At 48.7% G+C, this 13,154-nt stretch carries 19 protein-coding genes; 13 read left to right on the forward strand and 6 right to left on the reverse strand.

Annotation, left to right across the window (positions count from 1 at the left end; translation table 11 throughout):
* Positions 1-74: 74 nt before the first annotated feature.
* Entirely contained in the window at positions 75-212 is a 138-nt protein-coding gene (locus IEY52_RS24040) for a hypothetical protein (protein ID WP_189008323.1), read from the reverse strand.
* Positions 213-375: 163 nt separating this feature from the next.
* Positions 376-1,590 (reverse strand): tyrosine-type recombinase/integrase, encoded by a 1,215-nt coding sequence (locus IEY52_RS24045; protein ID WP_189008326.1) that lies wholly within the window; start codon positions 1,588-1,590, stop codon positions 376-378.
* Positions 1,591-1,682: 92 nt separating this feature from the next.
* Between IEY52_RS24045 and IEY52_RS24050 the strand changes: the two genes are divergently transcribed.
* Entirely contained in the window at positions 1,683-2,837 is a 1,155-nt protein-coding gene (locus IEY52_RS24050; RefSeq protein ID WP_189008329.1) for a DNA cytosine methyltransferase, read from the forward strand.
* Between the two features lie 9 nt (positions 2,838-2,846).
* On the opposite strand, the gene IEY52_RS24055 is transcribed toward IEY52_RS24050, so the two are convergent.
* The 3 genes from IEY52_RS24055 to IEY52_RS24065 all read right to left on the reverse strand — a co-directional run bounded on the left by IEY52_RS24055 (position 2,847) and on the right by IEY52_RS24065 (position 6,364).
* A complete protein-coding gene (locus IEY52_RS24055) occupies positions 2,847-3,902 on the reverse strand; it encodes an O-methyltransferase (protein WP_189008333.1) in 1,056 nt (351 codons plus the stop codon).
* Positions 3,889-5,379, reverse strand: coding sequence for an ATP-binding protein (locus IEY52_RS24060; RefSeq protein ID WP_189008336.1), 1,491 nt, complete (start codon positions 5,377-5,379; stop codon positions 3,889-3,891). Before IEY52_RS24060 ends, IEY52_RS24055 begins: the two co-directional genes overlap by 14 nt.
* A 229-nt stretch (positions 5,380-5,608) precedes the next feature.
* Entirely contained in the window at positions 5,609-6,364 is a 756-nt protein-coding gene (locus IEY52_RS24065; protein WP_189008339.1) for a LexA family protein, read from the reverse strand.
* 242 nt (positions 6,365-6,606) lie between these two features.
* Between IEY52_RS24065 and IEY52_RS24070 the strand changes: the two genes are divergently transcribed.
* From IEY52_RS24070 to IEY52_RS24105, 8 genes are all read left to right on the forward strand, one after another.
* Entirely contained in the window at positions 6,607-6,900 is a 294-nt protein-coding gene (locus tag IEY52_RS24070) for a helix-turn-helix domain-containing protein (RefSeq protein WP_189008342.1), read from the forward strand.
* On the forward strand, positions 6,900-7,241 hold the full coding sequence (locus IEY52_RS24075) for a hypothetical protein (protein ID WP_189008345.1): 342 nt from the start codon (positions 6,900-6,902) through the stop codon (positions 7,239-7,241). The genes IEY52_RS24070 and IEY52_RS24075 overlap by 1 nt, the downstream gene beginning before the upstream one ends.
* Before the next feature lie 291 nt (positions 7,242-7,532).
* Positions 7,533-8,819 (forward strand): hypothetical protein, encoded by a 1,287-nt coding sequence (locus IEY52_RS24080; RefSeq protein WP_189008348.1) that lies wholly within the window; start codon positions 7,533-7,535, stop codon positions 8,817-8,819.
* Positions 8,816-9,091, forward strand: a complete 276-nt coding sequence (locus IEY52_RS24085; protein WP_189008351.1) for a hypothetical protein — start codon at positions 8,816-8,818, stop codon at positions 9,089-9,091. The genes IEY52_RS24080 and IEY52_RS24085 overlap by 4 nt, the downstream gene beginning before the upstream one ends.
* The gene (locus tag IEY52_RS24090; protein ID WP_189008354.1) at positions 9,088-9,288 is read left to right on the forward strand and encodes a hypothetical protein; all 201 of its coding nucleotides are present in this window, start codon (positions 9,088-9,090) and stop codon (positions 9,286-9,288) included. The genes IEY52_RS24085 and IEY52_RS24090 overlap by 4 nt, the downstream gene beginning before the upstream one ends.
* 50 nt (positions 9,289-9,338) lie before the next feature.
* The gene (locus IEY52_RS24095; protein WP_189008357.1) at positions 9,339-9,857 is read left to right on the forward strand and encodes a hypothetical protein; all 519 of its coding nucleotides are present in this window, start codon (positions 9,339-9,341) and stop codon (positions 9,855-9,857) included.
* Complete coding sequence (locus IEY52_RS24100) at positions 9,854-10,225, forward strand: hypothetical protein (RefSeq protein WP_189008360.1); 372 nt, start codon at positions 9,854-9,856, stop codon at positions 10,223-10,225. The genes IEY52_RS24095 and IEY52_RS24100 overlap by 4 nt, the downstream gene beginning before the upstream one ends.
* Before the next feature lie 50 nt (positions 10,226-10,275).
* Positions 10,276-10,620, forward strand: coding sequence for a hypothetical protein (locus IEY52_RS24105; protein ID WP_189008363.1), 345 nt, complete (start codon positions 10,276-10,278; stop codon positions 10,618-10,620).
* 24 nt (positions 10,621-10,644) lie between these two features.
* Here IEY52_RS24105 and IEY52_RS24110 read toward each other — a convergent pair whose 3' ends face one another.
* A complete protein-coding gene (locus IEY52_RS24110) occupies positions 10,645-11,349 on the reverse strand; it encodes an HNH endonuclease (protein WP_189008366.1) in 705 nt (234 codons plus the stop codon).
* A 153-nt stretch (positions 11,350-11,502) separates the two neighbouring features.
* Between IEY52_RS24110 and IEY52_RS24115 the strand changes: the two genes are divergently transcribed.
* Genes IEY52_RS24115 through IEY52_RS24130 form a run of 4 tightly spaced genes read left to right on the forward strand, consistent with a single transcriptional unit; the run spans position 11,503 to position 13,143 of the window.
* Positions 11,503-11,799, forward strand: coding sequence for a hypothetical protein (locus tag IEY52_RS24115; RefSeq protein WP_189008369.1), 297 nt, complete (start codon positions 11,503-11,505; stop codon positions 11,797-11,799).
* Entirely contained in the window at positions 11,800-12,276 is a 477-nt protein-coding gene (locus IEY52_RS24120) for a hypothetical protein (RefSeq protein ID WP_189008372.1), read from the forward strand.
* Entirely contained in the window at positions 12,273-12,638 is a 366-nt protein-coding gene (locus tag IEY52_RS24125; protein WP_189008375.1) for a hypothetical protein, read from the forward strand. Before IEY52_RS24120 ends, IEY52_RS24125 begins: the two co-directional genes overlap by 4 nt.
* The gene (locus IEY52_RS24130; protein ID WP_189008378.1) at positions 12,631-13,143 is read left to right on the forward strand and encodes a hypothetical protein; all 513 of its coding nucleotides are present in this window, start codon (positions 12,631-12,633) and stop codon (positions 13,141-13,143) included. Before IEY52_RS24125 ends, IEY52_RS24130 begins: the two co-directional genes overlap by 8 nt.
* Positions 13,144-13,154: the final 11 nt, after the last annotated feature.

A 13,154-nucleotide genomic window follows, 5' to 3' on the forward strand; every position in this document is an offset into this window, starting at 1 on the left:
GTTCAAGCAGCCTGGGAAGAACTTCGAAACCTCAGAGAACTGTTCAAGTCACCTGTCCCACTCGGTGCGTAACTTCAGTTATAAAGTTTTGCCTTGCTTTTAAAATATCCCTCAATGATTTCCATGCAGAGGGCAATGGCCTGATCCTGCGTAGCTTCATCTTTAAAATCACTTTTAACAAAACGGTTTAACAAATCACTGATTTCTTGCATGCTAGTCTTCAGGATAACCCAGAACCAGCGGGAAAAGCACCAAAAGCAAGAACCCCCGTCCAGGACGGGGGTTTCTGTGGTGGGTTGTGTAGGGCTCGAACCTACGACCCAGTGATTAAAAGCTCGGGCGTAATCTGATTTTCAATTTGCTAAATAACGTAATTCATTGTCCAAAAAAACGTTTTTTGGATTTTCCTTCCTCGGTTCTTTCGGGCTTTTCCTCGGTTTTTTCTGAAGATTGTTGTACGGATTGTTGTATGGGTTCCTGCACCAGATCTGCCAGAGACAAGCCTGCTGCACGCCGCTGTTCATCGTAAACATGGGCGTAGGTGTTCAGGGTAAAGGATACATCTGTGTGGCCCAAACGCTCTGCCAGGGTCTTCACATGGATGCCCCTGCGAATCGCCAGAGAAGCATAGGAGTGCCTGAGGTCATGCAAGCGGATCTTGCGCACCTGGGCCTTTGCCACCAGATCATAAAACACCCTGTTGAGGTTCCTGGGTTCTATGACCGTGCCTGCCTCAGAAGCAAACACCCAGCCGCTTGGATCTCTGGGCATGGCCTTCAGCAGATCCAACATGTCTTCACCCAGAGCAATGGTCCTCTCCCCTGCCCGGGTCTTGGGCCTGCTGACCTCTGTGGGCACACCACGCATGCCTTGCTTGACCGCCTGGCGGATCTTCAACCAGCCTCTGGCAAAGTCTATGTCTTCCCACCGGACCCCCAGCAGCTCTGAACGCCTCAAACCTGTGGTGATGGCCAGATAGAACAGGGGATAAAGCCTGTGCTCTTTGCAGGCTGCCAGAAAGCGCATGGCTTCTTCTGCATCCCAGAACTCCACATCTTTCTTCTCTGCTTTGGGTGGCATGACCTGATCAGCCACGTTCCTCCAGAGCAGATCCCAACGCACAGCCTGATCCAGAATCCCCTTGATCAGCGTGTGAACGTACTTGCATGTCCGAGCAGATAAGGGTTTTGATGCTCTGCCCTTTTTCTGTTGTGCCAGAGAAGGAAGCTTTGAGTAAAAGTCCTGCAGGCTCAGGGCAGTCAGCCGGTCCAGCCGGGTGTCTCCCAGTTCAGGCTTGACGTATTGCTCCAGCAGCATCCGGTAAGACTCCAGGGTGGAAGGTCTGACCTGGGAGGCTTTGAAGTCCAGCCACTTGTCCATGAGCGCAGCAAACGTGAGGTCTGTTGTGACCCCACGTTTTTTCAGTTCCTTCAATTGGTCCAGTTTGTTCTGGACTTCCTTGCGGGTCTTGCCATAGACCCACTTACGAAGTGGCCTCCCATCCTTCTGATAGCCCACCATCAGGGAAGCGTAATAAGTGCCGTCCGGACGTTTTCCAATCGTGCCTTCACCATGACCACGTTTTGACATTTTCTGTCCCACACCTCATTTTTTCTAAATTAAAGCAAGAAAATCGACAAGCGGTCGACACGCGGTCGATAAACCTGTATATTCGTAGTATAATGCCCGCCCCTAACCCAACCCCTACTAATTCAACCCCTACCAACAAAAAGATTATAGACCTCTTCGCTGGCGCAGGAGGTCTTAGTCTTGGGGCAGCCAGAGCAGGGTTTGAGGTTGTGGCAGCCGTAGAAATTGATCCTCAGGCAATTCAGACCCACATCAAAAATTTCCCCAACACCACCCACATCACCACCAGTGTTGCAGAATTGACAGGCTCACAACTCTTGAGCCTGTCCGGGCTTAAACCTGGAGAATTGGATGGTTTGATTGGTGGGCCACCTTGCCAGGGATTCAGCACCATAGGCAAACGCAATGTTGACGACACCAGAAACAATCTGTTCAAAGATTTCTTTCGTCTTGTGGCAGAGGCACGCCCTCAGTTCTTTGTGGCAGAGAATGTGCCAGGTCTTCTGAATGAAAAGTTCAAAGGCATTCTTGAAGATGCTTTGGACTATGTGCGAGAACACTACACCCTTCTGGAACCCATCAAGGTTAAAGCCAGTGATTATGGAGCACCCACCATCCGAACACGCGTTTTTTTCATCGGATACTTGAAGTCTCTGGATTGGAACCTCTCTGCAGAAGACTTCAAACCAAGTCCAGATGTTCAGCCAGTAAAAGTTAAGGATGCCTTGGTCGGCCTGCCAGAAGAGATTGAACCACTCTGGCTTACCGAAGAAGATGGGCTGCGTAAACTGAAAAGCAAAATTCCTGATACACCTTTTGGCCTTCGGGTGAAAGGCATGATTCCGAAGGGCGTGGGACACCCAGAAGCCATCAAGAAGTACACCTCTCAAGAGCTGGTCTATGGGTGCCAGGGAACACGTCACTCTGCTCTAGCCATTGAACGCTATGAGAAATTGTCTTATGGCGATATAGACCCAAGCACCAAATCCAAAAAACTAGACCCTGACGGATTCTGTATCACTCTTCGCGCTGGCACTGCATCCGATAAAGGCAGCTACCAGGCTGTGAGACCCATCCATCCAAAATACCCGAGGGTAATTACCCCTCGGGAAGGTGCTAGGTTACAAGGTTTTCCAGATTGGTTTGTTTTTCATGAAACTAAATGGCACAGCTTTAGACAAATTGGCAATAGCGTTAGCCCTATAGTTTCTGAGTTTTTATTGTCAAAATTAAACGAAGTATTATAATAATTTTCATTATATAGTGGCCCGCAAAAAAGTGGGGTAGTATCTATATAGTTTTAGATAATTCTCAAGCAGATTAGAGGATAAGGCTTGGCTTTCAAAAGAAAACTCAAATATGTTTTCAATCTCCGAAGACTCATGTATCCTCTTATCTATGTGCATCTTCTCTGGTAACGTGAGAATTGGTATAGACAAATTTAAATATCCCTGATCACTATTGTCATAAAACTCCCATTCATCAATTTTTGTAGTTTCCAGAAATGCGACCTCTCTTTGTTTTTCTATAAATATAAAGGTTATTGTCAACATCTGATGCTGAGAGTCTGAGTATATAAATGAAGATATTTTATGTTTTTTAATTTTAGATTGTTTTAAGTTTTTATCTATAGCAACCGCCACCAAATGCAGGAGTACTTTAGGAAAATTTTCAAGAGTCATATACTCAGGATTATCTATTTGCCCAGAAATATTTCTAGAAAATGATGTACATTTAGCTTTAAATTTTTCAAGATAAAATTTTCTTAATTGAGACTTATTCATACGAGTCATTTTTGGAGAGATTGGATCATCTAAATCTATAGTATATCCACCATAGGGCGCACCTCCATAAGCTTCAGGATTTGCATTTAATGTTACTTTAAGTATATCTCCATCTTTTAAACTTTTAGTGAGTTCTTGAATTTCTAGTAATTGATTGTTGATCTGGGCAGGAGTCGCATAATCTAACCATATAACTAGGTTACCAGAAAAATTGTTTATATTATTATCAAACTCCTTGATAAAATTCCAACTGTCAGTATTAAATAATGTAATGCATCGTAATGGTAAATTAAATAATTGTCGTCTAAATGTATTTTCATCATATTCTAGAGATATCATATTACTAATTCCAAATCTTTGATGTATTTCTTTAAAGTCTTCGAATGAATAACTGCCAAATCCTATATAGCATGCACTCTTTATATCCACAGAGGGATATTTATCAAGTATTCTCAAGCAGTCGTAGAATAATGCTCGATCTATATTTTTATGGAACCTGAGAGCATAGGGCACATTACCTCCCCCCATCTTCATCTCCTTTCAAAAAATAGTCAAAGCAGAATTCGCCAAGCGCACTTGGAGATATTTGATCATCTTCAAAAAGTTTATACTTAACCTCATTATATAAATCTTTAGGCTTACTAAATCTAATAACAATCATTTTATTTGTTTCTTCCGGTCTAGGAAGAGGTATATCATATCTTAAAGTGTCATCACGCCTACTTCGAGTCCATATTTCTGTATCTTTCTTTAATTCTTTAATTACTTCCTTATAAACCGTAGGACGATGTCCCTTAAAGAGACTTCTAGCCTCTTCCTGGTTACGTTTCCAGTGGTTAGTAAAATCGGTAAATTTCTTCATGCCATTTCTCATGTAATTCTTAGCTTCCAAATAAACCCTACTATTTGTGTTTATGCCTCTTTTAGTAGTAGTCCAAGGCAGTTTTTTCAAATCTCTACTCGAGAATTCTACTACACCAGAAATTGCTCTGAATTGATTATGATATGTAGGCACCATAGCTTCTCCCCAACCTGTAATAATTGACTTATCATTATAGATCACTACTCTATCGTTACAAATAATGGTCCATCCAGCATATTCCGATTTTCTAATATTACGCCAATTTGGCTGGTCTTCGCCTTCGTCTTCTTCTATACCAGGAGGCGGAGCATAGAATCCAACAATTATAGAGTAGTCTACATTTTCAGTTTTTCCCGTTACTATATATGGCAAAATACTTGAAACCGGATCTTCGGTAGATGGCGATTTGTACGAGATCTTAATTTCACGCGCTACGATTATTTCAAGTTCTTCATTATAAATAAAACGTATTTCAAATCCCTTTGAAATAATTACACTGTAGTGTGTAGAGATAGTAGTTTTTAAATCATCAATAAAATCAGTATTATTAAACAAATCTATAATTTCTTCGTGCAAATCATTTACATAAACTAGTGTATTTCCAGTAAACAAATCTGCATTTGGTAAATCCTCTAACTCTAGACTCCAATCACCAGAGGACATCCATGCAGGTGGTATACAAACTCGATAAAAATCTTCAGCATTTTTGGATATTACTTCTACGTTCCTACCCATTTTAAATACGGCTCTTTTCATTCCAATGCCATAAACTCCGACCGATTTAACAGTTTCAGTTTCTTGCATTTCTTCAGATCTTCCCATTCTAAAGGCATAGTTGATAGCTATATCTCTTGGTATACCACCACAATTATCTCTAATTACAAACTCCGTCTCATTGATTGATATTTCTGCCCACCTATCACTATATGGGGAGACTGGATCAATCTCCGCAGTATTGCCCACAAGAACAACTTCACTATCACCTTGTTGAACCTGAGCGTTAATTTGAAGTGATTCCGAAGCTCTTAAAGCACCATCTATACAATTATCCAAGAGATCTAATATTGCATCTTTGAGATCTATATCTCTTGTAAGCATTTCTGTAAAGAATTTCTTTCTAGGCTCGGCATTTACTAGAGTCATCTCCACTCCCTCTCTGACCACACAGGTTTTATGAGCGAACTAATGCTGTCTCCTGGACACATCTCGCTTGGGTTATGAGCGCCTCAAAAGGTGATTCCTAAAGTGCATTGGTGTTCTTAGGCAAGTTTATCCGATTTGGAGGTCTAAAACCTGCAGATTATGGTAAAAATTATCAAAAAACTGTGTCGTTTTCTAAGGGAAATCACTTATTTATAAAAAAATTGTAAAGTTACGGCTCCCAGATCACCCGCCGCACAACCCCTTCCAGCACCATGTCAGGGTACTGGGAAGCCCAGAAGGTTGGCCCACCGACCTTATAGGACCGCAGCAGCGTATTCTCCCCTTTGGCGAAGTATTGCTTAACTACCCCTGTTTCAAGCTCAGGAATCCAGGCCACCACAATTTTCCCGTCCGTGGGAACAGCGTCACTTTCCACCAGAATCTTGCTCCCGTGTGGGATCTGGCGAGAAACATAGTCATCTGACATGCTATCCCCGTTGACCACCAGAATGAACAGCTTCGCCACATCAATGGCTTTGGGCAGTTCTCGCATGTCGAATTCCACATACTCTTCAGGGTGGTCATTAGCATGGATCTTTTTCAGACCTGCGCCAACAGTGCCATAGATCGGAATTTTCACAGTGAGATTTGCAGGTTCAGCAAGGGGGTTGAGCGGGAAAGCCGCTGTGCGCTTGGGCAGTTCCATCCAGTCCTGTAAGGCTTTTAAATCTGCTTTGGTAATCAGGTCCAAATCAATCAGCAGGTCATATCGGTTTCTGTACCCCAATTTTTGGGCAAAGAGATCCAGTGCCTCTGGTTCTTTATAGCTCATGCTCCAAAGGGTTCCCAGAGGGTCTTTAAAAAGCTGGACATGTGCCCAGGTGCGGGATTTTCCGATATGCAGGCTAAGGGCAGAAGCATTTGTGTCTGCTTCCCGCATTTTGCGCCTCAAAACCCACTCTGCATCTCTATTGTCAATCGGCATGTAAAGCACTCCTTAGATTATTGTAGATTTCTAGATAAAATTCATCGGGTTTTGTCACTTCTCGCTAAATTTTGTTTGACTTTGTGGTAATGCTATGGAATACTAAACATCAGATATACGCCTGATAGCCATTTTCTGGCGTACTACCCCCTTTGGGCCTCAGTGGACAAAGGGATTTCCTTTTACACCCGATGTTTAGCGATCCATAGCATTCTGCGTTCTGCTAAACACAAAGGAGTGGTATGAACCAAGAAGAAGTTCTGTACGTCGGTATCCCTGCCAACAGCCTTCTGGTCCAGCAACTGGTGCAGAGCATCACCCAGGCTGTGAAAGAGTCTGTGCAGATTCCAGAGGGAAAACTGCTCATCACTGTGGAAGAAGCTGCAGAGCTTCTGGGGATCAGTGAAGCCCGTGTGCGTGGCATGGCCAACGCTGGATCTCTGCCTGGGGTGATTCGCAATGAAGAAGGTTCAGGAAAGATCCTCTTCAAGCGTGCTGTGCTGGTCCAGTGGGCCTCTACAGAAGAGGTGATTTGATGCCTCTGAATCAAGCTGCTTTTGACCAGGCCCTCTCTGAACAGATCGGCAGCGACACACCAGCGGGGCAAACCCGAGAACGCTTTGAAGCCCTTTCCCCTTTTGGGCAGGCTGTGGTCAAGGTTTTCTTTCAGTGCGGGATGCACCCACGCCATGCCGTCCAGCCCCTTGCCAGTGGCAAAGAATTCTACCTTGGCCTTTTGGACCACAAGACCCTGATCAACAACCACAACCTGCAGGCTCTGGCTTCCTTCCTTGAAGCAGAGAACGCCCAGATCGAATATTTCAGCGTTGCAGATGGTCGGTTGGTTCTGCTCACCCGCACTGGGAAGGGAACCTGATCCAGCATGCTGACCCGCTCTCAAACCCTTGAACATCTACGCCTGGCGGAAAGCAACGGAAGACTGTACGCAGAGCACCAAGACCTGAATTCCCTGAAGGATCTGGAACTCAGTGTGGTGAGTCTCTGCAAGCCTTACAAAAATGATCCTGAACTCTTGAGGCGCGGGGGGCAAACCCTCGCGCACCTCATGCGTTTGCATTCACGTCTGCTGGTCCGTTCCCATAGGTGGCTGCATGCCTGACCCAAAAAAAGCCGGTTTCAGATTGTGTGACTTCTCACAGGTGCTTCTGTGACGGTCCAGCGCACCAGTCCATCCGGGATGAGCCTGCAGGATGTGCAAAGCCGCAAGGACCACTTGCGCCTGCAGGCCCAGCAGGTCTCTAAAGCCCTGGACATGGGTCAGGATCTGCTGACCCTCACCCCTCAATACGTGCGCCTGAAAGATGACGTGCAGCGTGCTGCATCCATCAAGGACATGCTCTCTACCCTTTTTGGCAAGCCCCGTGCGTCCGTGCGTGCCCAGCCCATCCCGATGTCTGCGCGTCCACCCATCACCAAGCAGCCCCAGATCTTTGGGTATCACGCAGTCGGGGGTCAGTTGGGCAAACTGCGGCGTGAGGTCACGCCTGCATGGGTGCTGGTCCTGACTTCTGTTTCCACTTCCTCTGTTGCCGGACGGCGGCTCTCCGGTGCTCAGGGCAGGAACCTGATCCGCATTGTTGAGGGTCTGCGTGCCAGGTGCTTTCTGCAGCTCAATGCCGCAGGTGAACCCACCCAGACCAGAGAGGGCTATTTCACAGTGGCAGAGAACGAACACGGGACAGGTTTCATCTCGGAACTGGGCTTGTCCCGGGCCACCTTCTACCGCACCCTGAAACACCCGCTGGCCTACCTCTTCCTGCGAACCCAGAAAGTACAGGCCATCAAGAACCTCAGCCGCGTGAACGTGGGTACACGCTTCACAGTGGCCCTGTACGACCCTCCAATGATCCATGAGCTGCAGGAACACCTGAATTCCCAACCGCTGGACATGGGAACCTTGCTTGTCCCTGATTTTTTTGTCTCAGACGGTAACTCTCAAAACGAGAGGACAAAATCACTACCCTCAAAATCCTTAAAAGAAAAAGAAGGGGTTGTGGATCTTGTGGACAAGTGCCTGAAAAATTTTGAGGGTGGTGATCCACACAGCGTTCTTGCATTTTCCCCTGTTGTGGAAAACTACCTGAAAGCAGAGCAGAAACTCAAAACGCTGGGTGACGACTTAAGTCAATCGAAGCCAGATCTGGGGGCGGCGCGGCTGGCGGCAAAAAATCCCGAATTGTGGGACATGGCGGGTGCCCTGGCAGTCAACCTGGGAGATGAACAGCCCCAGATTGCACGGGTGGCTTACTACAAAGCCCTGCAATGGATCTCTGAGGCAGAGTTGGGCCGCATCTACCGCAAAGCACAGAAGGCATGGACTGGGGGCAGCGTCAGGAGCCTTCCTGCTTACTTCATGACCTGTCTGAAAAAGGAACTGCGGCGGTCAGGTCTGGACCTGAAGACTCTGCCCTTTAACCGGGAGGTCAAAACATGAATGTGACTCTGAGCTTCACAGACCCAGAACGGGCCAGAGAGTTTGAAGGCTTCTGTGCCGCTTTGGGTGTGACTCCTGACGAGCTGGCAAGCGCTCTGGTCAATCAGTACATCTATGACGCGGTTTGGTTCCATGTGACCCGCCTTGCCAAAGGTCTCCCCTGTCCCACCACAAAGGTGATAGACCAGCTCAGAACTCCAGCAGGGGTTTTTGGCTCTGCTGATGCTGAAACATCCCACCCCGACCACCCACCACAGGAGGAAGTGCAATGAAAACAAAACCCATTGGTGTCAGCGTTGAGCACTACGACAGCATTTCAGCCGAGGCAGCAACCCGAGGGGTCAGCTTGTCTCAGGTGCTTGCAGAGAAGCTGGATCTGGTGCTGAAACCCACCAGCACGCACACCCAACCCGACAGAAAAGACCTCCCGCATGAAGTTGAACAGATCATGGGGATGAACCTGCTGTGAAAAAGCAACAAGCCGCAACGCCATCACGTCAATCCAAGACGGCTAAAAAGGTGTCCAAGACATCAAAAGAAAAACTGATCCGTGTAGAGGTTTTGATCACGCGCTGGAAAGACCCGACAACAGGCCGCTTCGTACAAAACCCGCATCCAGACGTTTCCATGTCCCTCAAGCGCCACAAAGGTGAAACCGTTGAGGAACGCCACATGGACGGCGACCTGGTGCGCGTGTACGTGAAGCACCAGACCAATGAATACGGGTATGACATCCCCAGTTCTGCACGGGTGGTTTACCCTGCTGCCCGTGCAGCCGTGAAAACCGGAGACCTCACCCTGCAGGCCCTGAAAGAACTGGAAGCAGACATTGCTCACGGGATCCTGGAAGAAGAGAAGCGCCAGGCCCTGCAGGACATGGAGCGCCGCTTGATGAAAGCGGGCCACCTTTCAGACAAAGCCAAGCGTGCAGCAGCAACCCGCAAAAAGAACGCCGAACGCAGGGCACAGGCTCCCAAACCACACAGCGGGATCCAGCCCCGCAGGAAACCCGCCAAAAGAAAAGGAGCCAAGAAATGACAGATCAGCCCCACCTCACCATTGGTCAGTTCTGTGAAGCCCTGATGGAATACCCCTTGGACACCCGGCTGTGCCTGCCCGGTCAGGTCGAACACCGCACCATTGCCACCCCTGCAGGAGATCAGGTGATAGAGGTGATCACCTTTCAACCCCTGAAACCTCAGCCTATCCCCTGGGCACGGGTGGCCACCGAAGACGAAGCTTTCGGGAACGGCTCTGAAAACCTGATCCTGATTGAAAAAGAAGCAGCAGGCTATGGGCAACTGGTGGTCATCTTGCCTGTGAGGGCCATCAAGCTGACAGCAAACGACACCGGGACAGCTTGCGGCTCATCCTGCACGAATTTGCCCCCTACTTCTGATACCTGAATCAATCTCAAGGCACCTTAAAACGCATTCTACGAGGAGGAGAAAAAACCATGTCTGGAACGGCAATCAAACCATCCCATGAACCCACGCCGTCAAAAAGCAGCCCGCTGGCAGTCTCTGCCAACGCCAAAACCCTGGCAGCCAAAATGAGCCGCAAGAAAAACCCCATTCGTGCAGAAGACCTGTCAGATCAGGACATCCTGACTGCCTTGCTGGGAAACCAGAAGGCAGCGAAAGCCATCCTGTCAGAAATTGGCAGCTTGGCAAAGTTCACCCTGCTGGCAGATGCAGGGGTAATGTCCCGGGTCAAGCTCTCTCCTGCCGTGGGGGCTGCTGTGATTGCAAAACTGGAATGCATTTTTGAGGCTGCAGTCAGGATCTCTGGCAGGGTTTAACCCACCAACCGACCTTCTCCACAATCAGAAAGGCTGAAGCCGAGCGACATTTTGCAAGAGCTTGCTTACAGCCTCTTTTTTATTGGCTGCGTAGTGGCAAAGCCTGTGGCAATTTGGGCATAGGGCCACTGCGTTTTCTGTTGTGTCTGGGCCTCCCTCGGCAAGACCTTTGACGTGATGCACTTCAAGAAAAGGCAGGCCCTCAGCCGTCAAGAATGGAGCTGCAGAACCACAAAGCTCACAGTGTCCCTTTGCCTGCTCCAGCACCCAGGCCACAACTTTTGGATCTCGCACGTAAAGAGTTCTTTGGGCCTGCACTGTTTTAGGCACCTGCTGACCCAATGGCTGCTGCGCAAACTTCTTCTGTCGAAGCGCAGTCACCCTCTGGTAAAGGTGCTGCTGGTCTGCAACAGGCTGCATTTCCTCTTGATTGAAAATCCCCCTCTTGTTGAGAAAGCCAATGATTTTGTCTTTGATCTGACCTGTGACGTGTCTTGCTGGTTTATACCCAACAATACGATCCTGACCCATTTCTACCAAAACAGCAGATATATTTTGCATTCTCCATTCGATGGATTTTCTGCTTCTGTTGGCAATTGGACCACCGACAAGCGACCTGTTGTAATCCATTTTTACATAAGGCTTTCCCTCTTTTTCCTGATTCAACATTTCAACGTATGCACCTACAGCCGCGTCCAGTTCTTCATCGGTCCAAATCTCGGTTGCCATAACCCATCTCCAGGTGCAAAGGATTTTCCCAACAACAGCATGATTTTACCGTCCCACTAAAATATTTTCCACCTTGGATTTTCAACTTGGAATGACGTGTTGGACTCACATGCTGGAATTGTTGTTGCAAAGCTTGCAAACCACACTGGAGCAATGGCACAGGACGAAAAGCACTTGAGTCTGGACACCCCGTTAAATTCGCTCGCGCCTGGTGACTATCGAATCGAACTGAAAGCCAAAAATGCAGCCCTGACCTGGCTGCTGAAATTCATTGCCAACAATGGCGGAACTTGGGACTTCTGGGGAAAGGTGATCATTCCAGCTCTGGAAGAACAGAACCCCCACATCAAGATGCCCAGGTCCAACTTTGTGGCTGGAAAATTCAGGCCCCGCAAAGGCTGGGACGAGAAAGACAAAACGTTCTGGTTCTGGATCAAGGTGGTGAAGTAAATGGGTGCCCTGATCTGGACCTGGCTGGTGCGAATTGTGCCCATCATTCTGGGCCTGATTCCTGTGGGCATGGCCCTGCAGCAGAAAAAAGAACTGGAAGATCTGAGGGGTCAAATCACTGGCCCGATCAGCAATGCCAAGCAGTTCATAGATGGGGCCATTGTGCAGATGGTTCCTCAAGGCACCCCTGGAGCCACCAACCCCACCCGCACTGTGACCGCCACTGAAGTGGCAAAGGATGCCTTCAACAATCCTTCAAGCCTCTGGGCTTTGGCTGCCATCATTGTGGTTTCTCCCCTGCTGATCCGCCAGATTCGCGGTTGGGGATATGACATCACCGATGCCACCAAAGAGGTGTATTCCGAAACCAAAGGGCACATTTCAGGTGCTCGGGAGCACGTCAGGCATGCCTACAAAGCCACCAGACAGGCCCACGAGTACGTGAAAAGCGACCCACGCCGCAGAGGTCAATCATGAACCTTGAACGGCTCAAAAAGTCCTCTGATGCCCCTGTCACGGGTGGATCTTTCGGAGGCACCGAACCGGCTTCTTCTCCTGCGTCCTCTCCTGTGGTCATGCCCTCATCTGCACCCCCTTCTTCCCAAATCTCTGGTGCAGATGCAGGCGTGCCCATCACGGACCTGGACCCCATCACCCTGCTGGTGCTTTCTGAGCAGAAAGCTGCCAGTGGTGAAAGGGCTTCCTCTGCTTCAGTGCTTGGCACTTCTCCAGCAGGACCAAAGCGCAGCTTGAAACTGCCTTTTGCGCCTCTGCTGGTGGCGGGTGGTGCGCTGCTCTGCGGGGCGGCTGCCCTCACCCTCAGGGGTCGTCATGGATGAGCGGGATTTAAACGTTCAGCTTCCTGCAGAGGACGCACCTGCACCAGACCTGGACGACTTTCAGGCGCAGGCAAATCCAAACCCAGCACCAGAAGACAAAGAAGAAAAGCCGCCTCTGGAGATCAAACCCCTCTCCAACGATGAACTGCTGAAACGCATTGCCCAGTTCTCCTCTATGGGCCTGCACGACAGCGTGAAGAAGGCGTACCAGAAAGACCTGATGGAGAACGAAATTCTGCATCTTGCCCTGGACATGATCGGCCTGAATGAAGTGCTGGCGAAAACGGCAGGCGCAGCAGGTGGCATGGTCAGCGGTGTACCGGACTGGGTGCGTCTGGTGGGAGGTCTCGGCGTTCTCGGTTACTTCATTGCTTCCACCAGGAGACAGTATGCAACCCCTTACCAGAAAACAGCAGAAAATCCTGCTCCTGACGGGGGCAGCAGCAATGGTGTGGACCTTGACCAACTCGCCCTCGGTCATGCCTCGAATTTCCCGAGCCGTTAGGAGCGTTCTGA

The organism is Deinococcus roseus, from assembly GCF_014646895.1.
GTDB lineage: Bacteria > Deinococcota > Deinococci > Deinococcales > Deinococcaceae > Deinococcus_C > Deinococcus_C roseus.